We start from the raw sequence: 22,051 nt of genomic DNA, 5'->3' as shown, positions 1-22,051 counted from the left end.
TTGCTTTCTCTTCAATACCCAGCGCAAGATATGAGGATGATCCTCAAGAAAACGGCTGGGTTGTCCGTCCTCGTCAAAGTCGGCAAAACAGTGCCACCGCCGGCATACTTCAGGTTTGCGGCTGTGATGCACAGCACAGCGGCCGTTGGCGTCCAAAAAGAGGCATTCGCCGCTGTCACCAGATTTGAGAGGCAAAAAGCTTCCCAGAGGTGTGTGGATAGCCTCTGGAAACTGGCCGCTCTCTTCGTCGGTTAGCAAGACCCCTACCAGGAGATCCTGGTAATAACGGCAGCAGGCGCCAGGTTCAGGGCAACCGTCACATTCGTCCACGTACATGCCAGCTCGCCCCCGGTGAGGTTACCAGATCTCAACCCATCTTCGACCCCTGTCAATCACAAGCTTTTTCAGCTCAGTCAACAAAAAACTCCTTCTTGCGGCTCACCTCGACTTCGCTCCACTGTTTCCAGCAGTACAGGGAAGACGTGCTGCCGGATATCTCCGGCAACCACCACCAGCATCACATCCTCACCCACCCGACGGTAGCCTTCGAAAAGGTGAGCCATGACTTCAATGATGCCGGGCCGCTTCCTCATTTCGGTCAGCACTTTCTGCAAAGCATCTCTGTCAAATTGTATTTCCAATCCTTTTACCAGCCTTCCTTGGAGTGAGGTGGCGCGGACCACGCCGTTGTGGCAGGCGATCATACCCACCTGCTCAAAGTCGGGCCTCCTTTTGACAGCAGCTACCATTTCCTGAAGTTCCATGCCTTTTCCCTATTTCTGTGCAACCACACGGCGGTCGATTTAATTGACACTGTGAAGGGGCTGTTGTAAAGTCCATAGCACAAATATGGCTGGCCGCAAAGAGTAATATGACTGCTGTAGCATTGCCCTGCTGTTGGGCCAGTAAAATGACGTCAATGCTTGCATGCCATGACCTTTCGACATAGTACGAGCAACCTGCGGCAGTGACGTGGACCATAGTACTGCCTGCTTGGCAGCAACAGTCCAGGATCTCGAAATGCGCCTGGGAATAATAGGATTGCCCGGAAGCGGTAAAACAACTGTATTCAATGCCCTCACCGGCAGCAGCGCTCAAGTCGCGCAATTCTCCGGCGGACAGCAGGGCCCGAACCTTGCGGTGGTTAAAGTCCCTGAACCCCGACTGTCGCTTCTGACAGATCTCTACCACCCCAAGAAAGTCACCGAAGCCACTGTGGAGTACGTGGATGTGGCCGGTTTGACCGGTTCAACTGACCAGCAGCAGCTGGGTGATGCCTTTCTGTCGCACATTCGGCCAGTGGACGCCCTTGTTCACGTAGTGCGTAACTTCCCGCATCCTCTACATGGTGACCCAGAGCCATATGCTGACATTGAAAAGGTGGATCTGGAACTTATGCTGGCAGATCTTCTTGTCATAGAGAAGCGGTTGGACCGAATAGCCCATGACAAAAAGAGGGGCAAAAAGGAGAATCCGCAAGAAGTGCAGCTGTTGCTGACCTGCAAGGAGCTCCTGGAGAAAGACGTACCGCTCCGCCGACAAGCGGACACATTTGCCGACCCCCTCCTCCGAGGCTACAGCTTCCTGTCCATGAAACCCCTGCTGCTCCTTTTCAATCAGCCTGAAGAGCAGGAACACCTGGAGTTGATTGACGTCAGAGACAAGGTGCAGGATCCGGTAGAGGAGATCATTGGCAAACTGGAAATGGAGCTGGCCCAGCTGCCAGCGCACGAGGCAGAGGAGTTCATGATAGAAATGGGAGTAGAATCCCTGGCCAGAGAGCGGTTGATTCATGCCTCCTTCAAACTCCTAAATCTGATATCTTTTTTCACTGCCAACGAACAGGAAGTTAGGGCCTGGACAGTAAAGCGAGGTACTGCAGCCCTCAAAGCTGCCGGAGTGGTTCACTCAGACATGGAGCGCGGCTTCATTCGCGCTGAGGTCGTCTCCTATACTGACCTGCAAGCCGCTGGCAGTTACAGCGAGGCCCAGAAACAGGGACGCGTTCGCCTGGAGGGCAAAGAGTACGAGGTCAAAGATGGCGACGTAATTTTTTTCCGCTTTCACGTATAAGCGGCTACCCAGAGCTTGCCATTGTGTTCCTTTTCTTTGCAAGAGCTGCCCTGCAGTAGAGGACATACATATACTGTAAAAATCACGGCCTGACATAGTAATACAGTTTAACTAGACAGTAAAACTCAGGAGGATTTCTATGTTCGACAAGGCAAAGATTAATGCCATCAAAGCGGCCAAGGAGAAGTGGGATTGTGGTCCCGTACAAAAGGTGTGCAGCAAGTTTCCCGAACGGAAAGCCGTTTTTACCACCATTTCAGGTATGGAAGTGGACCGGCTCTATACACCGGTTGACATCGCTGACTTGGACTACCAGGCCAAACTGGGTTTCCCCGGGGAATATCCTTTTACACGCGGCGTACAGCCCACCATGTACCGCGGTCGTCTCTGGACCATGCGGCAGTACGCTGGCTTCGGAACTGCCAGGGAAACTAACGCTCGATACCGCTATCTTCTGGAGCAGGGACAAACAGGTTTGAGTGTGGCCTTCGACCTGCCTACCCAGTCTGGCTACGACTCTGATCACCCTCTCTCCATGGGAGAGGTAGGCAAGGTAGGCGTGGCCATAGATTCCCTTGATGACATGAGAGTGCTCTTCGACCAAATCCCCTTGGAGAAGGTTACCACCTCCATGACCATCAATGCGCCTGCCACAATTCTGCTTGCCATGTATCTTGCACTCGCCGACGAACAGGGAGTCGCCTACGACAAGGTAGGGGGCACGGTGCAGAACGATATTCTCAAAGAAATCATCTGTCGAGGCCAGTACATCTATCCACCAGGGCCATCCATGCGTTTGACTGTCGACCTCATAAAGTATTGCTTCAAGCACGTGCCCAAGTGGAACACCATAAGCATTAGCGGCTACCATATCAGGGAAGCCGGCGCCACCGCTGCGCAAGAAATGGCCTTTACCATTGCCAATGGCATTACCTATGTGCAGTCTTGCATAGACCGGGGTCTGGCAGTAGACAGCTTCGCGCCTCGTCTCTCCTTCTTTTATAATGCCTTTACCAATGTGCTGGAAGAAGTAGCCAAGTTCCGGGCTGGGCGGCGCTACTGGGCCAGGGTGATGCGGGATCGATTTGGCGCCAGTAATCCTCGCTCCATGATGATGCGCTACCATGTGCAGACCGGTGGGGTAACCCTCACAGCGCAGCAACCACTCAACAATATAGTGCGCGTCGCCTTGCAGACCCTGGCTGCTGCCTACGGCGGGGCCCAGTCGCTGCATACCAATTCCTATGACGAGGCTCTCTGCCTGCCCACTGAAGAGGCAGTGACTGTGGCGCTCAGAACCCAGCAGATAGTGGCGGAAGAGAGCGGTGCAGCCGACACCATCGACCCACTGGCCGGCGGTTATTACCTGGAAAAAATCACCGACAGGATAGAGGCTGAAATCGATGACTATATCGGCAAGATCGGTGCCATGGGAGGAACTCTCAAGGCCATTGAGGAAGGATACATTCAACGAGAAATTCAGGACAGTGCTTACCGCTTTCAAAAAGAGATAGAATCCGGTGAGCGCGTCTATGTGGGAATCAACAAGTACACCATGGAAGAGCCGCCCCTGACCAATCTGTTGAAGGTCGATCCCAGACAGGGTGAAATCGAGAGCGAAAAACTTGCCAGACTCAGGGCAGAAAGAGATCAGTCTGCGGTGAACAGGGCCCTCGACAATCTGGCAGAGGTATCTCGTACTGAAGAGAATGTCATGCCTGCCGTAATCGAGGCGGTGAAGAGCAGAGCAACAATCGGTGAAATCTGCGACGTTTGGAGAAGTATCTGGGGTGAATATCGCCCCAAAGAATATATCTGAGCAAGCACAACACGAGAGTTGTTGCTGGTTTTTGTGGCAAACTACTGATGGAATGCCAAGGGAGGAGGCTGGTTATGGCCGAAAAAAGGATAAAGGTAATTATGGCCAAGCCGGGCCTAGACGGCCATGACAGGGGCGCTAAACTTCTGGCGCGCGTGCTTGCTGAAGCCGGCATGGAGGTCGTCTACACCGGCTTGCGGCAAACGCCGGAAATGATTGTGGAGACCGCACTTCAGGAAGATGCAGATGTTGTGGGGCTCAGCAGTCTCAGTGGGGTGCACAATTACTTTTTCCCGAAAGTGGTGCAGCTTCTCCGCCAAAAGGGCATGGACGACGTCCTGGTTATTGGCGGAGGCATTATTCCTGAAGAAGATCTTCCTGGGCTCAAAGAGGCAGGCGTGGCCGCCATTTTTGGTCCGGGAACGAGAACCGAAGAGATTGTTAAGTTTATTCGGGATCATGTCAAAGAAAACTGAACCTTTTCTTGGGTCTGGCGGGCTGTACGGTGATTGAGCAGAACCTGGTAAGAGAAATGCTGTCCGGGTCGGTAAGGGCAATGTCCCGGCTGATAACCCTGGTTGAAAATGAAGACCAGCAAGCCTTCGAACTGTTGGCCGCCATTTATCCCTACACGGGCAGGGCTTATGTGCTTGGCATAACCGGCTCCCCTGGAACCGGCAAAAGCACTCTGAGCGACAAGATCGCTATGGAACTGCGGCGGCGGCAGCACACTGTGGGCATCATTGCGGTAGATCCCTCCAGTCCCTTTACTGGAGGGGCTCTCCTGGGAGATCGCCTCCGCATGCACCGAGCTGCCACTGATCCAGGGGTGTTCATTCGCTCCATGGCCACCCGAGGGCATCTTGGCGGGCTGGCCAGAACTACCGCCGATGCAGTCAAGATCATGGATGCCTTTGGCAAGGAATGGATCATAGTGGAGACAGTGGGCGTTGGCCAGGATGAAGTGGATATTGCCAAAACAGCAGACACCACCCTTGTGGTTCTGGCGCCGGGTCTTGGCGATGTGATTCAGAGTATGAAGGCTGGCGTGATGGAAATTGCCGACCTCTACGTGGTGAACAAAGCGGATCGCCCTGGGGCCGAGCAGCTGGTGACAGAGGTGCAGCTCCGGGTGGAGCAGGACTGCCACATCAAGAACATGGCCTGGCAGCCGCCCGTTTTGCAAACGGTTGCTGTTGAAGCAGAAGGCGTGGCCGAGTTGGTGGAAGCAATCGATGAACATCGCGCCTTTGCAGAAAAGACTGGCGTGTTGCGCAAAGCCCGGCGCGAGCGGACCAGACAGGAAACCCTGGCTCTGTTGCAGAAAGAGCTCGGGCGGGCCGTGGTAGAAAAAGTGCTCGGCAATGGTCGCTTTGACACTCTTGTAGACGACATCGTCAATCGCAAGAAGGACCCGTACAGCAGCATCCAGGAAATAGTGGACAGCCTGTTTCCCCCGTCAGGAGAGCATTGACCAATGGGTTGAGATTTTCGGCAACCATGGCGGCCAGGTAGCTCCCTCCAGCCACAGCAGCCAGCTGTGCACCTGCTGGTTGGCGCCAGGCGCCAGCTGGCTCGAAGTACTCAGGTAGAAAAACCGTTGATCTCGAAGAAGCCTATGGAGGAACCTTACATGAAAATTGTCAAAATCGACCACCTGGGAATCGCAGTCAACAAGATAGACGAGGCCAAGAGACTCTTTCACGACATTCTGGGACTGAATTTTGCCGGCACAGAGACAGTGGTTGAACAGAAAGTGACTACCGCTTTTTTCCCCGTGGGTGACAGCGAAGTCGAGTTGCTGGAATCCACTGCTGCTGACGGCCCCATTGCCAAATATCTGGAAAAACGGGGAGAGGGCATTCAACACATTGCCTTCAGAGTCGAAAACTTGGAAGAAGCGCTGGCTGAATTGAAAAAGCAAGGAATACGGCTCATCGACGAGAAACCGAGAGTGGGCGCCGGCGGTGCCAAGATAGCCTTCCTCCACCCCAAGTCAACCCACGGAGTGCTCATAGAATTGTGTGAACGGCAAGATTGAGTTAAGGGCGGCCAGCCCTCAGCGGATCGCCGCCGATTTTTTATAACCTGGACACTTGCCCTGGAGGGCCAACTTCTCCGGCAAAGTGTATTACTGTGGGATATTGCCGTGCTTCTTTGGCGGCAGCTGCTCCCTCTTGGTGGAGAGAACTTCTAGAGCCTCTATTAGGCGAGGCCGCGTCTCACTCGGCACGATGATTCCGTCGATGTATCCCCGTGACTGGGCGATATACGGATTATAGAGCAGGTTGCGATACTCTTCGATTTTTTCCTGCCGCTTTGCTTCAGGATCCTCGGCTGCCATTATCTCGCGGCGAAAGATTATATTGGCAGCCCCTTCAGCCCCCATAACGGCAATCTCTGCCGTGGGCCAGGCCAAGGCCAGATCAGCACCAAGATCCCTGGAACACATGGCCAAATAAGAGCCCCCATAATCCTTGCGGGTAATCAGGGTAATCTTTGGCACCGTTGCCTCGGAATAACACCACAGCAGCTTGGCCCCATGTCTGATAATACCGCTCCATTCCTGCTGGCTGCCCGGTAAGTAACCTGGCACATCGGCAATGGTGAGCAGGGGAATATTGAAACAATCACAAAAGCGGATGAATCTGGTGGCCTTGTCGGAGGAATCCACATCCAGGCAGCCAGCAAGCACTTTGGGCTGGTTGGCAATGATTCCTATGGTGCGTCCGGCCAGGCGGCCAAATCCAACAACCATATTCTGGGCATAAAACTGGTGTACTTCGAGGAAATCTCCATTGTCTACGATGGATCGGATGACATCCTTCATGTCATACGAGCCCATGGGGTTGTCCGGAATGATGCTGTCGAGGGCAGGATCGGTTCGGGTAATGCTGTCGCCTGTATCCACCCGCGGCGGCTCCTCCATGTTGTTACTCGGCAGGTAGCTCAACAGGAGTTTGATTTGTTCTATGGCATTGGCATCGTCTTCGCAGGCAAAATGGGCTACGCCGCTCTTGCTATTGTGGGCCATGGCGCCGCCCAGGTCTTCGAAAGTAATCTCTTCACCCAGCACTGCCTTGATCACGTCAGGTCCGGTAATAAACATGTAGCTGGTTTTCTTCACCATGAAGACAAAATCAGTCATTGCAGGAGAATACACAGCCCCTCCAGCGCAGGGCCCCATGATTGCAGAAATTTGGGGGATAACCCCGGAGGCAATGGCGTTGCGGTAGAATATCTGGCCATAGCCGGAAAGTGAATCCACCCCCTCCTGAATCCTTGCTCCGCCCGAGTCGTTGAATCCCACCACGGGAATGCCGGCCTTCATAGCCATGTCCAGAACTTTGCAAATCTTCTTGGCATGCATCTCTCCAAGGGTGCCAGCCCGGGCAGTAAAATCTTGCGAAAAGGCGCACACCGGCCTGCCGTTCACCTTGCCAAAGCCCGTTACCACTCCATCAGCCGGGATTTCCATTTTATCCAGGCCAAAGAGCGTGCCGCGGTGCTTCATGAAAATGTCAGTTTCCCGAAAGGTGCCCTGGTCGAAAAGGAGATCGATGCGCTCCCTGGCGGTAAGCTTTCCTCTCTGGTGCTGTTTCTTTACCGCCTCCGCACCACCCATTTCCTTGATTTTGGCTTCTTTGTCTCGCAATTCTCTGATCTTATCTGCAACAATGCCCATCTATCCTCTCCTGTTCTCAATGTGTGGCATTTTATTTAATTTTCCTAGAAATTTGAGTATTTTATATTCTCACCTCTTTTTGTCAAGGCTTTTCTCCCGGCCGGCCTTTCTCCTGTCACTCCTACTGCCAGCAGAAATTATACTCTGGCAGGATCAGCAGAGGCCAGCTAATCACTATTGCAACTTTGCCGTATGGGTTGATGGCAAAATGAAAGTGCACCGCTTTCACCGCTCGATTGCTGGCGGCTAACCTGAAGGCTGAGCCAGCGGCCAGCATGACAATGGTGCCATGGGGAAATTGTTTCTCCAAATCGATATCAACACAGGACAACGCAGGCTGAAGCCTTCGGCTACCGACTCATTGCCGTGCTTACCATCCTCTGCCGCGCCTGCTTACCGATACTCGTTATCAGGAGCACATTTATTTTGCCATCAAGCCAATTGCCGTGGGCGATACTTTTCTTATAAAGACGTTTACAACAAACCTATTCCTGTGATAAAAAAGGCAAACTTCTTGCCAAACTCTCTTGAAACAATAATTTGCTGCACAGTGAGGCACGCTGCCTAGAAACGAAAAGACCCAGCTACTTATGTGAGAAATCATGGTGAGCACCAGGGCAAATCGAAAAATTTCACGCGGAAAGCAATATGTGCTCATCTTTGCCGCCCTGCTCTTGCCACTCAGCAGTTTCCTGTTGATCACTTTCAATGCTCAGGGTCTCCTGCACCTTCGTCATCTGCAGCAAGAATACCAGGAACTGGTCCAGAAAAATAAGGCTTTGGAAAACGACAACCAACAGCTTTATCAACAAATTACTCGTCTTCGCACAGACCCTGCTGCGCTCGAACACTTGGCGCGGCAGGAGTTGGGACTGGTCAAGAAGGACGAACTCATTATATATTTCGCACCTGTTGATGCTGCAGAAATAAAGAATGACAAGAATAGTCGTGCCGACTCCATGGAAGATAACTGCAGAAGCAGAGTTCAGCAGAAGATCTCCTATTGAAAATATTTGCTGAAGCCACTATAGTATTGACCAATTTCAGCTACATACTAACCCTTGCCCATACTACTTCAATGACGGATATTGAACTCTACCGAGAGATGCTGCAGAAAGATCCCACCTCGAGGGTCTTTGTTTTCCTGGCCGAGGCGCTGTTGGAGAAAGAAAAGTACAGAGAGGCAATTGAAGTCTGCCAGAGCGGACTCAGGGTTCATCCCCATGATCTCAGGGCCCGAGTCATCATGGGACTTTCCTACTTGCGCGCTGGCGACATAGATCAAGCTGAGGCAGAACTCCTGCGGGCCAAAGAAATCCTCGATAGCAACATCACTACTTATGAAGCACTTGCAGAGGTATATGAACACAAAGGCCTTCAGAACCAGGCATCATACTACCAACAGGTTGTTAGAATCCTGCAACTATCTCCTGAAGAACCATTGGAATCCTCAGGTGTCCTGGGCGAAACTGAAGAGGCGCCTGTTGCTGTACCGGATGACACTGAGGTTGCCACTATTACCATGGCAGAACTTTACAGCCAACAAGGGCACCTGGAGAAAGCAGCAGCAGTGTACAGACAAATTCTGGCAACTTCTCCGCAAAAGAAGGATATCCAGGAAAGACTGGCCGCACTGCAACAAAGAATCGCATCCCAGGCAAAAGGCCGCAAGTTGTTGCAGCTGCTAGAAAAGCTTGGGCGAACCATGGAGGAGCGCCCAACAAAATCTCCTGCTGTTACTTCTGAAGACCTGACAGTGGACTTCGATCGTGAAAAATTGGCAGACATTGTGTCAAAAATGTACAGAGCAAGAACACGGCCCTGACCATTTCGGTAGGTTCCCTCCTTGAAGATTCAGGGTAACCAACGAGCCTGGCACCGGAGATTGACATGTACTCTACCAGTGACTTTCGCAGGGGTCTCAAAATTGAACTCGATGGCAAGCCTTACCTTATTGTGGAATTTTTGCATGTCAAACCAGGCAAAGGCGGAGCTTTCGTGCGCACCAAGCTCAAGAATATGGAGACGGGTCAGGTGTTGGAACGAACATTTCGCTCTGGAGAAAAAGTGGAGCGGCCTGACCTGGTTGAAAGAGAAATGCAGTTTCTCTACCGCGATACAGAAGGTTACTGCTTCATGGACAACAATAACTACGAGCAGATCTTTATAGACGAAGAACACCTGGGGGATGCCAAGAACTTCCTTAAAGAGAACACCGATGTGAAAGTTCTCTTCTTCAACAACAAACCTATCGGCATCGATTTGCCCAACTTTGTGGATTTGGCCATAGTACAGACAGAACCTGGAGTCCGCGGCGACACTGCTACCGGAGCTACCAAGCCTGCTACTCTCGAAACGGGTGTCGTGGTTCAGGTGCCACTCTTTCTCAACGAGGGCGATCTTGTGAAGGTGGATACTCGCAGCGGCGAGTATATTGAGCGCGTCAAACAGTAGCACCAACTAAGTCTCTCTTGTTGAAAGCCAGCACACTTTCCTCACCTCCCGCACAGATATTGCATGAATCGGCGGAGCAAGACTGCCAATTTACAAAACATCAGGTTAGGGCCCCTCTTATGTTGGGGGTGACCCGTTAAACCAGATTTTTTGTCTGGTGATTCTTGTTGGGGCTGGTCAGCTATGGTTGAAATCAACCGCTTAACCTTTTCTTTGAGCAAATTTGGGGTGAGCGCTCTGGAAAAGCTGTTCAGAGCCTCGGTGCACATCCATGGAGCAGAAAACATCCAGGACGGTGTTCTCATATTTGTCGTCAATCACTTTACTCGCCTCGAAACACTCATTCTGCCGTATGAGTTTTACAAGCTTACAGGCAAACCAGTTATGGCCCTGGCATATCATGGCTTCTTCAGGGGCACCCTGCGAAGCTACCTGGAGAACATTGGCGCGGTTTCTACCAAGGATCCGAATCGCGATCGAATTATTGTCAGCTCCTTGCTGAAAGGCGACCATTCATGGTTAATTTTCCCTGAAGGCATGATGATCAAGGACAAAAAGATTGTCGAACACGGCAGATTTCTTATTTACAGTGCCACCGGCAGCCGGCGCCCTCCCCATACAGGAGCTGCAGTTCTTGCTTTGCGAACTGAATTCTACCGGCAGCGCATTGAACACCTTCGCTCAGGGCACTCACCTCTGCTGGAGGAGCAGCTCAGGGTATTCGGTCTCCACACGGCAGCAGAGGTAAACAGTAAGGAAACCTTCCTGGTTCCAGTCAACGTCAGCTACTATCCCATCCGTTCCCGTGAAAACGCCATTGAGCGACTGGCCTCTTTCTTGATCAAGGACCTCCCTGAGAGGTTTCGCGAAGAGCTGCTAACCGAAGGCACCATGCTCCTTGCTGGAGTTGACATCGACATCAGCATTGGTGAACCATTTGCCATTCGGCCATGGCTGCGACAACAACGAATCCAACAGGACATCCTCAGCCCCAAGGCCATATCACCGGATGAGGTTCTGCCCTCACGAGCGCTCATGCGAAGAACTGCCAGCAAAATTACCATGAAGGTCATGGACTCCATATACAGAATGACAACAGTCAACCATGATCACCTGGCCGCCTATCTTCTCAAATACTCGCCAAACAGACGCCTTACGGTCTTCGAATTGGCCCAGCGTCTGTTTCTGGCCTCCCAGAGAGTGGTCGCTTTGCAAGGCATCAACTTTCACCGTGCCCTTCATGAGGACCAGCGCAGTCAACTTTGTCGACTTTATCCCCGCAAGCTTGCGGACTTTCTGGCAGTGGCCGAAAAAAGTGGCGTCATAAGTCTCACAGGGGAACTCATCACCAAGAAACCCTTGAAGATGACCTCTCTTTTTAACTTCCACACCATCCGACGCGACAATACCTACCTGGTGATCCTCAACGAAGTAGAATACCTCCGGACACTCATCAGGGAAATTCGCCGCATCGCCTGGAGCCCGGCCTGGTACATTCGCTGGCAGCAGAGACGGGCGCTGCTGAAGAGCGATAAAGCACAGTTCATCAGAGACTATCAGGAGTTCAAAATAGACGGCGAGTCGAAACCAAGGCATATCGGCGCACCTTTCTTTCTCAGGCGTTTTCGGCCCAAAAACGGCATACTGCTGGCTCACGGCTACATGGCCGCTCCTGAAGAAATGAGGCCTTTGGCCAATTACCTCCATCAGAACGGCTATGCCGTCTATGGCGTCCGCTTGCGGGGGCATGGTACGAGTCCAGAAGATCTCGCAGCCAGAAACTGGCAGGACTGGCTCACATCAGCGGAGCATGGTTATTTGATCCTGGCTAACAGCTGCGAAAATATCATAGCTGGTGGCTTCAGCATGGGAGCCGGCCTGGCCCTCATGCTCGCAGCAAACAATCTCTACAAGCTGCGAGCCGTTTTTGCCATCAACCCTCCTTTCAAATTGCGAAGAATGTCGGCTCGTCTGGCCCCTGCAGTAGTTGTGTGGAACAAACTGGTAAATAGATTTTCCCGAGAGGAGAGCCGCTGGCACTTCGTACCCAACGAACCTGAAAATCCTGAAATAAATTATCTGCGCAATCCTGTGCATGGTATCAAAGAGCTTCTCGACCTCATGGACGAGGTGGGCAAAAGAGCGCCGGAGATCACTCTGCCAGCCTTACTGATTCAGGCCTCAGAAGATCCGGTGGTGCATCCTGAAGGAACAGAAGAGCTCTACCAGAAACTCGGTTCAAAAGACAAGGAATTGACGATTTTTCCAGCCGCCCGCCACAGCATTATTAGAGGTGCAGATTGTGAGCGTGTCTTTGCACGAATCCTGGAGTTCAGCAGGAATAAATTGGCAGACAACTGATGGCCTTCTTGAGTCTCACCGATATCACTGACGCAGGCCAGCGACGATTGCAGAGCTGGGAAAGCCTTTTTCAGACAAGAATCGTTCGACCCTGTCGTAGAGAAGAAAACCAGCCATCAGTTCCTCCCCAGAAATGGTTTGCAGTCTAACCAGGTCAGAATGATCTAGACAGGTTAATATCTTCTCACAGAGAAAATCTACGTACAGTATCAACCGAAACTGCAGAATGCAGCCCCGTTTACTGAGGAAATAACATGATCCCATCCGCAAACGGCTCTCGGGCAATGTTGCTCCCAGCAAAAGATTAACCAGTAACATGATGGCGTCGAATTTGTTTTCGAGACCAGCACCTCAACAGCTCCCACCTTCGGTTTCGTCGCACTGGGTACAAATACGCACAATGCCAAGCTGCTGCATGAGCATACGACTACCTTGCAGCCGTTTCTCAAAGGTTTCGACAAGCTGAGCAATGGCTCGATCTGCTCGCAACCTGGCGGCCCAGCATGCAGTTGAGGCGATTGGCGTAAGAGAGTTTTTCCTGAATGGAGATTCTCTCATCAGCGCATTCAACCGATCTTGTCAGCAAATGTTCCCAGGTGCTCTGATCCATCTCTCCCCTGTTACCCTGCCGGTGCCGACAACCTTTTAGAACCACTGCCAGGTATTCAGCCACCAGAGTCGCTGCACCTGCTGTTTGCCAGCGGGCAGTGCAGAGCAGCTGTGCTACAACGTCAGTCTGTTTATGCCGCTGAACAAAAAGAGAGCCGCCAGTCTATGGCAGATCGCAAGCAAATACAAGCTTCAGTTCTGAGAAACGATTGACTCAGGACACAACACGCAGGCAATGCCTGCCATGGTCTGATACATACAATACTGAGCAAGTCGGCTGACAGTGAGTAGCCTTCCTTCATGTCGTCAAAATTAAAACAACTGAAGACCTCATGAAAAATGCCTGAGACATTGCGCAATATCTCTGATACCAGATTGAACTAGTGCCTTTGGATAACATCAATATCTCATGTGCGTTATTGCTTTTCTAGCGGTCTCGCAAGAACAAATTTGTTTTAGTTTAACTAGAATTCAGTTCTCCTCTCTTATTCTCATTTGACATTTTACTTGACATCTTTATATTACATTGTTTAGCTTTACAAAAACTACTTTCGCTCCACAACTAGATAGAGGGAGGAATCATTATGGCAAAATCTTTGACCGAAATGGCCGCTGAGATTGTTGCAGCACAAGCTTCGCATGCACCAATGTCAGCCGATGAAATCAATGAAGCTTTAACAAAGTCGTTTCAGGCCTTGCAGTCTATCAAGGAGTTGGAAGAAAAAGGTGAACGTGGAGAAGAAGCTCCGGTTGACGATGAATTGGCTCAACTCAGGGCCAATCCAGCCAAATCCATTCAGAGAAATTACATCGTCAACCTTGAGGATGGCAAGAAATACAAGCAAATTACTGCCAGAACTCTCGCAAAGTTCGGAATCACCCCCAAAGAATACCGCAAGAAATGGGGCTTTTCTGCCAGGCAGCCCCTGTCAGCCAAGTCCTTGACTGCCAAGAGAAGAAAGACTGCCAAAGAACTCGGACTCGGTAAAAAACTGCAGGAGGCAAGAAAGAAAAAGGCAAAGAAGACGAGGACCAAGAAATAGCTGAGTTGCGCAAGTGCTCTCAACGCTCGAGCTACTGTGTGAGGCCCTATGCTGCTCTTTATTGATGGTTTTCGCCAGCAATAGAGCCTTTAGTGCCTGGATTCGCAAGTACAGTGAGGTATTTTGGCGATCTACCTCAAAGCAATTGCCCGCACTGCACTGAGCGCTGAGTAGATAAGTTCGTCATTGAACTTTTGATTCGAAGGTTTCAGGCTCAAATTCTTGCCATTTGCCCTTGCCGCCATGTATTGAACAAGTTATACTATTTTTTGAATAGGGTTTTGGCGCCAAAAGTAGGACCAGGCCCAAACATACCTCTCTTGCCCCATCTTTGTTCGGCGAGTGCAAAGATGGGGTTTGTCTGTTGCCCCACGTTTCACTGAAGGTAGGCAAACTTACTCGGGAACATTTTGTTGCGCCGAGGTACAAACTAATTAGAGATTGCGAGCTAACCTCCTTTGTCAACCGTGAAGAGCCCTTCTGGCTACCCCCCCGAGCCAGAGGGGCTCTGTCCTGAGGGTGCAGAAAACCTGTTGTGGATGAATCCTGTGGAGTACTAATCTGCAAAGCAAGGCTGCTCCACAAATCAGTGCGTGCCTCTTCACAAGCATTTATACCACTGACTAGGCGGCCCTGTCGCCTCGCCGCCGCCCGACAGCAGCCCTCAAGACCTTCCCTCCTTGTGGCTATATAAATATCAGCCTTTCCCCAGGAAAAGTCTCTCCTGCCAAATGTTTTTGACGCTTGGCGGCAACCCCAGGAGTGAAATGATGCCAAGATAGGTAAATACCCCTACCAGGATGCAGCCACATATCGGCAGCAGTGAATTTCCTGGCATCACAAAATCAGACCCTATGGCCAAGGCATAAAGATAGTGAACCAGCAGAGCCATCAAAGCCGAAGCAAGCAGACAACGCAACCCTCCACCTAGAAGTCTGCATGTCTCCATGGACTGCAGCCTCTTGACCAGCAGAGCCAGCAAGATTACCAGCTGAATTGCGGCAGCGAGGGAAGTCGCCAGGGCCAGGCCGCCGAGACCCATTGATTCAACCAGCGCCAGACAGAGTAGAACATTGCTGGTGAGTGCAGCCAACCCGGCAAAAAAAGGGACATAGGGTCTATTGAGTGCATACCAGGCAGCCACCAGAAGCCGGCAGCCAGCTACTGCCCAGAGTCCCAAAGCATAATAGCCAAGCGCTTCAGCCGTCATGCTGGATGCAGCAGCGCCAAACTCACCTCTTTCCAGGACCAGGCGGATCAGAGGTTCCCTTAAAATCCAGAGTCCTGCAGCAGCAGGAATTGTGAAAAAAAACAGAATCTCAATTGCCTCTACCAGCTGCTGCCGAAAGGCCGCCCACTCCATGGCCGCATTATGGCGAGTAAGCGTGGGCATAACCGAGGTAGCAACAGCACTGGCAAATATTCCCAGGGGAAATTGCATCAGTCTTTCGCCATAGTATAGAAAAGAGATACTTCCGGCGGCGAGAAAAGAGGCAAACATGGTGGCCACAAAAATATTCAGCTGGTTCACTGCCGCTCCGAGAACAGTTGGCAAGATTATCCTCGAGGTCTGCTTGCAGACATGATGCCGCCACCACTGTTTGCAGCCCTGCATACTGATGAACTTGCTGCCCCTGGGAAGCTGCAGGAGCAGCTGCAGCAGACCCCCTATAAGCACACCCCAGGAGAGTGCCCATACAGGAGCAGCCATGAACCACTGTCCCAGCAGCAGTGCTGCTATCATACTGACATTGAGCAGGGCTGGTGCAGCCGCTGGTGCGGCAAAATGGTCCCTGCTGTTGAGCACCGCCATAAAGAAACCGGTTGCCCCGATGAGCAGTATGTAGGGAAGTAGCAGCCGTGTCAAAGAGACTGTCAGATTGTACTCGGCCTCGGCATGTATGAAACCAGGCGCACATATGGCTACCAGCACAGGCGCGGCCAACTCTCCAACAATGAGTACCGCTGTATAGATACTTGTGGTCAAACAGAATAAGCTGGAAGAGACATTCCTGAAGGCCTCTCCGTCAGCAAGCACTTGACTGCGGCCAAAGGCATGCATAAAAGGCAGGCTGAGAAAGCCGTCCGCATAAAGGCGACGGAATAGATTGGGAATCCGAAAGGCAACGAAAAACACATCGGTGATGACACTTGCGCCAAGCACATAGGCTATGACCACATCCCGGGCAAAGCCAAGTATGCGGCTCACCAGGGTGAGCCCACTGATCAGGGCAGCGGGACGGTAGAAATCAGTATTCTTGTCTTGCATCTGTGCAAATCTTCAGCTAACTGGTAGCCGCCTAATTACCCCTGGCATTGCTGTGGTAGTGCAAAAGTGTTGACCTGCAACAGTTCGCCAAATATCCAGAGCAGCACCCATTCCAGGGAGACAATCGACCCAAGCTTGTTGCACTTTGACGAGATTGTCAACCACCACATCGTCCGGGACTGATTCGTCTTGTCATTTATGCGATTTCTTCCTTTGCACCTGTGCGACTTGCAGCACCCGAGTTAGAAGCAATTATAGCTACAAGTGCAATCGCTGTTCATGAAATATTTGCGCCAGCTCTCTTTTTGGTTGAAATTATCTATCCTATTGGGTATGGTAACAACAGAATTTTTCCCTGTCTTCAGGCCCGTTAACCACCATGCCCCTTACTGATACCAGCAGCCCTGAGAGATCTCAATAGAGATGGGGGCCTAGCCGAGGCAGATAGAGAAAAATGAACAAATGGGTTAAATCCGCATTGTTCTTTGTTGGAATTGGTCTTGTCGGTTCATTGGGTTACATTCCCTGGAATTATGCCTTCACCTACGAGAGTTGCACAGTAGACTTCTCACCTCTCTTTCGCTCGCACACCTATACCCCTGTAGGTTCTGTTTTGAAAATACTGGCCATTCTCATCTGGATATTGGGCGGCCTGTTTCTCATCGGCCTGGCCTATGAAAGGTGGTCCTTGAGGCGAGGCAAATAGTGGAGATGAACAGCGTCTGCCGCACTGGGTCGTCCAGAGCAGACCTCAGCCCCTTTTTAGAATTTGGCTCTTCCTTCTCATAGCCATAAAGAGCACCTCACTGCCAGGACCCCAGGCACACGCAGGCAACCTTTTGGCCACTTCAACTCTTTTGGCACTTTCTTTGCTATAAAAACAGCCAAACATATGTTTCAACCCGGCAGCTCGTGAGCAAAGGAGAAGCCAATGCACAAAAGTCAGCTGGCCAAGGCCCTTTCCGGCAAGATGAACATGATGCAGAAGGAAGCAAAAGTCTGCGTCGACACTGTTTTCGACAGTATGGTTAATGCTCTAACTGCAGGAGAACGTATTGAAATCCGCGGCTTCGGTACGTTCAAGGTAAAGCAATATCAACCCTATCGCGGCAGAAATCCGAAAACCGGCAAACCAGTTCAGGTGGCTGCCAAGAATCTACCTTATTTCAAGATGGGGACTGAGCTCAAACAACGCGTCAACAAGGTATCCTCATCATAGAGGGGGCGGAGAGCATGAGTGCAGTAGATGAGCAGAGTTCCTGCCCCAAGGGCGAAATCAGGTGGCCGGTAATTATTCATCATGATGGTCAAGATCTAGAAGGTATAACACGGCATCTGTCGCCGGATGGCGGCTTTATACGTTGCCACAAGCCATTGGCACTCAATAAAGTCTTTGACATGACCATCAAGGCGCCGGACCATCCTTTCGAGGTGCGCGCCGAAGTAGTGTGGTCCAATATGTATGGTCCTGATGACCATATCACACCACGTGGGATGGGCGTCAGGTTTCTCAGAATAGCCGGCGAAGATCGGCGATTCATTGCTCAGGAAGTCGGTCAAGTTTCGGTTGGCAAGGCTGCTTGTGAATATCTGGAAACACTTGAAACAGACGTTGATAAAGTCTGATTCACTAAATTTTTCCTCCCGTACGAGAACACCCGGCGCAACCGTCTACTATTACGTGGACAAGCTGGCGGCCTGATTGCTACTACGGACTGGAGAAGTCCTTTTATCCACTCAGCAGTGTTCTACCCCACTGTGTGCAAAGCTCCAAGCTTCCGGGTAGCAGCCATCCTGCAATCTCCCGTGGCAAAATCAGCAGCGGCAGATCCTGTGCCATATTTTCACTAGCTATGACTCAAGGGCAATCCTGCAACAGACTGGTAAGGTGTGCCCACAGGGCGTTGTCTTGCCTGCAAAATAGTCGCCGCACCCATATGGTAATGACGCTTTGCTATGAAGGTTGATACATTTCACCTAAAACCTCTTGACTTTTGCCAGCCTTGAGTGTTAAAAGGCCTATTCTACCGATCCCAGAGTCAGCTGATCAGCAGAAGAATTGATATTGCACAAATAGGAGGATTTCCTTTGGCAACTCACAAGTCAGCCATGAAGAGGGCAAGACAGAACCAGGTGCGCCGGGCACGCAACCGCGCTGTCAAGAGTCGGGTAAAGCATGTGGTAAAAAAAGTGCGCCTGGCTGTAGAACACAAGTCAGTTGACGAGGCCCGAGCAGCTTTACAGGAGGCCATCCCCGTCATAGATCGCGCTGCCTCCAAGGGTACGATCCACAAACGGACTGCCTCCAGGAAGATTTCAAGATTGAGCAAGAAAGTGCACGCCCTGGCGAGTCAACAGGGCTGAAGCGCAAGCGCACCCTTCTTTTTCAGGCGTCACATACACCGGCCTGTACCAGTCAGTCTGGTGGAAGTGTTGAAAGGTTAACTCCTTCCAATGGGAGTCAAAAAGTGAGGAAGATGTTCTCATGAACCTTTTCGGCCAGAAAATTGGCGATCTTGATTATTGCCAGACGTCGAGCCCCCCTTGTCAACTGAACATTATCAGCTTCCCCGTATTCTGCAAAATAGCTCAGTGAGTCGTCGTGCCAGAGCACCTCGCCAGACTCCCTTTTGCGCAGAGTCAAATCCAGGGTGATATAGATCCGCGTGGTCAAGGTTTCTTCAGGGCTGCGCCGGGAGGCAATCTCCGATCTTATCCTGGAAATGCTGCCAGTAAGGACCGCATCAGCCTTTGCAGGACTCTTGATGGCCAGACGATTGCTGCGAACGAATTGATCTATAATAGCATTGGTAAAAATCGACTCGATGCCTATTTCCGCTGTTTGATTCTGCAACACTGGAATGGCAATGCTATTGATGTGCCCTGGCGCCGGTCCCTCTGTCAGGGAAAATTGGTACCCACAAGCCGCAGTCAGCACAAACAGGAGAAGCCAAAGCGTGGGGCTCTTTGTAGTTATAACGGACTTGCGAGTTGCACACAGTGAAGTGCCGTGCAACAGGCCTCTCCACTTTGTTTTTCTAGCGGGAGGGTGATCTGGCTGTTTCGGCCCCTGTGCCAAGCGGCTCTATCCTTTAGTCTTGCAGACAGCTCCAGGCGTCCCCATCTATACGGTCGGGTTTCGTACTAGACAACCACGTTCACCAGTCTGCCGGGCACCACTACTACCTTCCGCACAGCCCGGTCTCCAATGAAAGCGCGGACGCGTTCATCCGCAAGGGCAGCAGCCTCCACCTCAGTGTTGGCCGTCCCGGGAGACACATAGATTCGACTCCGAAGTTTGCCGTTCACTTGGACTACGATGAGCTGTTTCTCTTCTGCTGCAGCCTCTTCATCCCATCGAGGCCACGGCTCAGTTACCAGGCTGCGGTCATGACCCAGGGCCTGCCACATCGATTCCGCAATGTGGGGCACCATGGGAGAGATGAGCAGTACGGCGGTTTCCAATGCAAACCGCAGCACTTGCAGTTCCTGATAATCGGTCCGCGGCTGGCTGCGAAACTGGTATATAGCGTTTACCAACTCCATGACCGCGCTGACAGCAGTGTTGAAGTGGAATCGTTGCTCGATGTCTTCGGTAACCTTTTTTATACACTGGTGCGCCTTGCGATGAAGATCTCTGGCCTCTCCTGCCAATTCTTCGCTGGTACTGACTGCTGCTATGCCCACAAGCTGCTGGTGCTCTTCGTACACCAGCCGCCAGAGCCGGTTCAGAAATCGGGAGCAACCCTCAACTCCCCGGGCACTCCATTCCAGGTCTTTTTCGGGGGGAGAGGCGAATAGACAGAACAATCTCACAGTGTCCGCGCCGTAGCGATTAACCAGATCTTCTGGATCAACCACGTTTCCTTTGGATTTCGACATCTTTTCCTTACGGCCAACCTCAGCAAGGCGGCCGCAATGACGACAAAGGTACACTTCCGGCTGTTCTTCAGCAACATCCTCAGGCCCCAGCCAGCCATGTTCTGGACAGCGAAGAGTTTCCTTGCAGACCATGCCTTGAGTCAACAGGTTGGTGAAAGGTTCGTCCAGATCTATCAAACCCATATCTCGAAGCACCTTGGTAAAAAACCTGGCATAGAGCAAATGGAGCACTGCATGTTCGATGCCGCCGATGTATTGATTGACCGGCAGCCAGTACTCTACTCTAGCCCTGTCCAATGGCCCTTCCTGGTAGTCTGCACAGGCATAGCGCAGAAAATACCAGGAAGATTCCACAAAGGTGTCCATTGTGTCCACCTCGCGCCTTGCCCGGCCGCCGCACTTGCTGCAGGTGGTCTCCACAAATTCCTGCAGCTTTGGCAGAGGAGTTCCTCCAGCAGGAGTTAGACTGGCATCCAGGGGCAGAACTACAGGCAGGTCATGCTCAGGCACAGGCACCACTCCGCAGGAATCACAGTAGATTATCGGGATGGGGGCACCCCAATACCTCTGTCGAGAGATGAGCCAGTCTCTGAGACGATAGGTTACTGTGGCCAGACCCAGGCCGTTGGCCTCGAGGTATTCAGCAATGGCCTTTCTGGCAGCGGCGCTATCCATGCCGCTGAACTGGCCCGAGTTCACCAGAACGCCATCCTCCTCATAGGCCTCTGTCATATTCTGTTCATCGAGTTGTTCACCCGGGGGATTCACCACCAGCTTGAGGGGCAAGTCATATTTCTTGGCAAACTCGAAGTCCCGTTGGTCATGAGTAGGGACTGCCATAACAGCTCCGGTGCCGTATTCCATCAATACGAAGTTAGCCACGTAAATGGGCATGCGGGCAGCCGTCATGGGATTCTTGCAGTAGGATCCTGTGAATACGCCCTCTTTTTCGAGCAATTCCGAAGTGCGCTCACTGCGTTGAATCCGCTTGGTATGCTCAATAAATTCCTTAACCTGTGCCTCTTGCGGCTTTCCTTTACAGAGTTCTAGGGCAAGGGGATGTTCTACTGCCAGGCTCATGAAGGTTGCACCATATACGGTATCCTGGCGGGTGGTGAACACTTCTATATGATCATTGCTGCCTTCTATAGGAAAATGAATAATGGCGCCGTGGCTCTTTCCTATCCAGTTGCGCTGCATAGTGAGGACGCGCTCCGGCCATCCTGGCAGCTTGTCACAATAGTCGAGCAGTTCATCGGCGTATTCAGTGATTTTCAGAAACCACTGCTCCATCTCTTTCTGTTCTGCCTGCTGACCGCAACGCCAGCAGAGTCCACCTTCAACCTGCTCGTTGGCCAGCACTGTCTGGCAGGTGGCGCACCAGTTTACATACGCTTTCTTACGATAGGCCAGCCCCCGTTCGTACATCTTCAAAAATATCTGCTGCTCCCAGCGGTAGTAGGAGACATCACAGGTGGCAAGCTCTCTGTTCCAGTCGTAGCTGAATCCCATTCGCTTGAGTTGGGCTTTCATCTGAGCAATGTTGTTGTAAGTCCAGGTTGCCGGATGAGAATTGGCCTTGATGGCCGCATTTTCAGCAGGCATGCCAAAGGCGTCCCAGCCCATGGGGTGGAGGACATTGTAGCCCCGCATGGTTTTGTAACGTGCTACAACGTCACCAATGGTGTAATTGCGCACGTGTCCCATGTGAATGCGTCCGGAAGGATAAGGAAACATCTCGAGAAGATAGTACTTGGGCTTATCAGGATCTTCAGTCACATTGAACAACCCACGTTCTTCCCAGAAGCGTTGCCATTGAGGTTCAATCACACCAGGGTCGTACCGTGCCTCCATGT

20 protein-coding genes are annotated in these 22,051 nt (G+C 51.7%); 14 read left to right on the top strand and 6 right to left on the bottom strand.

The window, feature by feature from the left end:
* The coding region (locus tag JRI89_11415; GenBank protein MBW2071849.1) for a YkgJ family cysteine cluster protein at nt 1-336 on the bottom strand (336 nt) is incomplete at its 3' end.
* Between the two features lie 77 nt (nt 337-413).
* Nucleotides 414-764 carry a molybdenum cofactor biosynthesis protein MoaE gene (locus JRI89_11410; GenBank protein MBW2071848.1) on the bottom strand — a complete coding sequence of 117 codons (351 nt, stop codon included), beginning with the start codon at nt 762-764 and terminating at the stop codon, nt 414-416.
* Between the two features lie 256 nt (nt 765-1,020).
* Between JRI89_11410 and ychF the strand changes: the two genes are divergently transcribed.
* The 5 genes from ychF (at nt 1,021) to mce (ending at nt 5,933) form a co-directional block, all read left to right on the top strand.
* Nucleotides 1,021-2,073, top strand: a complete 1,053-nt coding sequence (ychF, locus tag JRI89_11405) for a redox-regulated ATPase YchF (protein MBW2071847.1) — start codon at nt 1,021-1,023, stop codon at nt 2,071-2,073.
* 139 nt (nt 2,074-2,212) lie between these two features.
* Nucleotides 2,213-3,892 (top strand): methylmalonyl-CoA mutase family protein, encoded by a 1,680-nt coding sequence (locus JRI89_11400; GenBank protein ID MBW2071846.1) that lies wholly within the window; start codon nt 2,213-2,215, stop codon nt 3,890-3,892.
* 74 nt (nt 3,893-3,966) lie between these two features.
* Nucleotides 3,967-4,368: a cobalamin B12-binding domain-containing protein gene (locus JRI89_11395; GenBank protein ID MBW2071845.1), complete on the top strand. Its 402-nt coding sequence runs from the start codon at nt 3,967-3,969 to the stop codon at nt 4,366-4,368.
* Between the two features lie 56 nt (nt 4,369-4,424).
* The gene (meaB, locus tag JRI89_11390) at nt 4,425-5,366 is read left to right on the top strand and encodes a methylmalonyl Co-A mutase-associated GTPase MeaB (protein ID MBW2071844.1); all 942 of its coding nucleotides are present in this window, start codon (nt 4,425-4,427) and stop codon (nt 5,364-5,366) included.
* 159 nt (nt 5,367-5,525) lie between these two features.
* Nucleotides 5,526-5,933 (top strand): methylmalonyl-CoA epimerase, encoded by a 408-nt coding sequence (gene mce, locus JRI89_11385; GenBank protein MBW2071843.1) that lies wholly within the window; start codon nt 5,526-5,528, stop codon nt 5,931-5,933.
* 90 nt (nt 5,934-6,023) lie between these two features.
* Here mce and JRI89_11380 read toward each other — a convergent pair whose 3' ends face one another.
* Nucleotides 6,024-7,577, bottom strand: a complete 1,554-nt coding sequence (locus tag JRI89_11380; protein MBW2071842.1) for a methylmalonyl-CoA carboxyltransferase — start codon at nt 7,575-7,577, stop codon at nt 6,024-6,026.
* Between the two features lie 602 nt (nt 7,578-8,179).
* Here JRI89_11380 and JRI89_11375 point away from each other — a divergent pair.
* The 5 genes from JRI89_11375 to JRI89_11355 all read left to right on the top strand — a co-directional run bounded on the left by JRI89_11375 (nt 8,180) and on the right by JRI89_11355 (nt 14,044).
* Nucleotides 8,180-8,584, top strand: coding sequence for a septum formation initiator family protein (locus JRI89_11375; protein ID MBW2071841.1), 405 nt, complete (start codon nt 8,180-8,182; stop codon nt 8,582-8,584).
* Complete coding sequence (locus JRI89_11370; GenBank protein MBW2071840.1) at nt 8,581-9,402, top strand: tetratricopeptide repeat protein; 822 nt, start codon at nt 8,581-8,583, stop codon at nt 9,400-9,402. The genes JRI89_11375 and JRI89_11370 overlap by 4 nt, the downstream gene beginning before the upstream one ends.
* Before the next feature lie 65 nt (nt 9,403-9,467).
* On the top strand, nt 9,468-10,031 hold the full coding sequence (gene efp / locus JRI89_11365) for an elongation factor P (GenBank protein MBW2071839.1): 564 nt from the start codon (nt 9,468-9,470) through the stop codon (nt 10,029-10,031).
* A gap of 183 nt (nt 10,032-10,214) precedes the next feature.
* Complete coding sequence (locus JRI89_11360) at nt 10,215-12,392, top strand: alpha/beta fold hydrolase (GenBank protein ID MBW2071838.1); 2,178 nt, start codon at nt 10,215-10,217, stop codon at nt 12,390-12,392.
* 1,193 nt (nt 12,393-13,585) lie between these two features.
* The gene (locus tag JRI89_11355) at nt 13,586-14,044 is read left to right on the top strand and encodes a MucR family transcriptional regulator (protein MBW2071837.1); all 459 of its coding nucleotides are present in this window, start codon (nt 13,586-13,588) and stop codon (nt 14,042-14,044) included.
* 697 nt (nt 14,045-14,741) lie between these two features.
* Here JRI89_11355 and murJ read toward each other — a convergent pair.
* Nucleotides 14,742-16,313 carry a murein biosynthesis integral membrane protein MurJ gene (murJ, locus tag JRI89_11350; GenBank protein ID MBW2071836.1) on the bottom strand — a complete coding sequence of 524 codons (1,572 nt, stop codon included), beginning with the start codon at nt 16,311-16,313 and terminating at the stop codon, nt 14,742-14,744.
* Nucleotides 16,314-16,767: 454 nt separating this feature from the next.
* Here murJ and JRI89_11345 point away from each other — a divergent pair, with 454 nt between their 5' ends.
* The 4 genes from JRI89_11345 (at nt 16,768) to JRI89_11330 (ending at nt 18,677) form a co-directional block, all read left to right on the top strand.
* Nucleotides 16,768-17,019 carry a hypothetical protein gene (locus JRI89_11345; GenBank protein MBW2071835.1) on the top strand — a complete coding sequence of 84 codons (252 nt, stop codon included), beginning with the start codon at nt 16,768-16,770 and terminating at the stop codon, nt 17,017-17,019.
* A 225-nt stretch (nt 17,020-17,244) separates the two neighbouring features.
* A complete protein-coding gene (locus JRI89_11340) occupies nt 17,245-17,532 on the top strand; it encodes an integration host factor subunit beta (protein ID MBW2071834.1) in 288 nt (95 codons plus the stop codon).
* A 14-nt stretch (nt 17,533-17,546) separates the two neighbouring features.
* Nucleotides 17,547-17,939: a PilZ domain-containing protein gene (locus JRI89_11335; protein ID MBW2071833.1), complete on the top strand. Its 393-nt coding sequence runs from the start codon at nt 17,547-17,549 to the stop codon at nt 17,937-17,939.
* Between the two features lie 462 nt (nt 17,940-18,401).
* A complete protein-coding gene (locus JRI89_11330) occupies nt 18,402-18,677 on the top strand; it encodes a 30S ribosomal protein S20 (GenBank protein MBW2071832.1) in 276 nt (91 codons plus the stop codon).
* A 97-nt stretch (nt 18,678-18,774) separates the two neighbouring features.
* On the opposite strand, the gene JRI89_11325 is transcribed toward JRI89_11330, so the two are convergent.
* Together JRI89_11325 and JRI89_11320 are read right to left on the bottom strand one after the other, a co-directional pair.
* Nucleotides 18,775-19,170 (bottom strand): hypothetical protein, encoded by a 396-nt coding sequence (locus JRI89_11325; GenBank protein ID MBW2071831.1) that lies wholly within the window; start codon nt 19,168-19,170, stop codon nt 18,775-18,777.
* A 287-nt stretch (nt 19,171-19,457) separates the two neighbouring features.
* Nucleotides 19,458-22,049 carry a leucine--tRNA ligase gene (locus JRI89_11320; protein ID MBW2071830.1) on the bottom strand — a complete coding sequence of 864 codons (2,592 nt, stop codon included), beginning with the start codon at nt 22,047-22,049 and terminating at the stop codon, nt 19,458-19,460.
* Nucleotides 22,050-22,051: the final 2 nt, after the last annotated feature.

Source organism: Deltaproteobacteria bacterium (assembly GCA_019309045.1).
Classification (GTDB): Bacteria; Desulfobacterota; Syntrophobacteria; order BM002; family BM002; genus JAFDGZ01.
This window is presented reverse-complemented; position numbering and strand designations above follow the sequence as displayed.

What these genes read in the sequence shown, in the direction of transcription:
- JRI89_11410 (MBW2071848.1), bottom strand. Translation starts at nt 764, where the DNA reads ATGGAACTTCAGGAAATGGTAGCTGCTGTCAAAAGGAGGCCCGACTTT.
- ychF (MBW2071847.1), top strand. Translation starts at nt 1,021, where the DNA reads ATGCGCCTGGGAATAATAGGATTGCCCGGAAGCGGTAAAACAACTGTA.
- JRI89_11400 (MBW2071846.1), top strand. Translation starts at nt 2,213, where the DNA reads ATGTTCGACAAGGCAAAGATTAATGCCATCAAAGCGGCCAAGGAGAAG.
- JRI89_11395 (MBW2071845.1), top strand. Translation starts at nt 3,967, where the DNA reads ATGGCCGAAAAAAGGATAAAGGTAATTATGGCCAAGCCGGGCCTAGAC.
- meaB (MBW2071844.1), top strand. Translation starts at nt 4,425, where the DNA reads ATGCTGTCCGGGTCGGTAAGGGCAATGTCCCGGCTGATAACCCTGGTT.
- mce (MBW2071843.1), top strand. Translation starts at nt 5,526, where the DNA reads ATGAAAATTGTCAAAATCGACCACCTGGGAATCGCAGTCAACAAGATA.
- JRI89_11380 (MBW2071842.1), bottom strand. Translation starts at nt 7,577, where the DNA reads ATGGGCATTGTTGCAGATAAGATCAGAGAATTGCGAGACAAAGAAGCC.
- JRI89_11375 (MBW2071841.1), top strand. Translation starts at nt 8,180, where the DNA reads ATGGTGAGCACCAGGGCAAATCGAAAAATTTCACGCGGAAAGCAATAT.
- efp (MBW2071839.1), top strand. Translation starts at nt 9,468, where the DNA reads ATGTACTCTACCAGTGACTTTCGCAGGGGTCTCAAAATTGAACTCGAT.
- JRI89_11360 (MBW2071838.1), top strand. Translation starts at nt 10,215, where the DNA reads ATGGTTGAAATCAACCGCTTAACCTTTTCTTTGAGCAAATTTGGGGTG.
- JRI89_11355 (MBW2071837.1), top strand. Translation starts at nt 13,586, where the DNA reads ATGGCAAAATCTTTGACCGAAATGGCCGCTGAGATTGTTGCAGCACAA.
- murJ (MBW2071836.1), bottom strand. Translation starts at nt 16,313, where the DNA reads ATGCAAGACAAGAATACTGATTTCTACCGTCCCGCTGCCCTGATCAGT.
- JRI89_11345 (MBW2071835.1), top strand. Translation starts at nt 16,768, where the DNA reads ATGAACAAATGGGTTAAATCCGCATTGTTCTTTGTTGGAATTGGTCTT.
- JRI89_11340 (MBW2071834.1), top strand. Translation starts at nt 17,245, where the DNA reads ATGCACAAAAGTCAGCTGGCCAAGGCCCTTTCCGGCAAGATGAACATG.
- JRI89_11335 (MBW2071833.1), top strand. Translation starts at nt 17,547, where the DNA reads ATGAGTGCAGTAGATGAGCAGAGTTCCTGCCCCAAGGGCGAAATCAGG.
- JRI89_11320 (MBW2071830.1), bottom strand. Translation starts at nt 22,049, where the DNA reads ATGGAGGCACGGTACGACCCTGGTGTGATTGAACCTCAATGGCAACGC.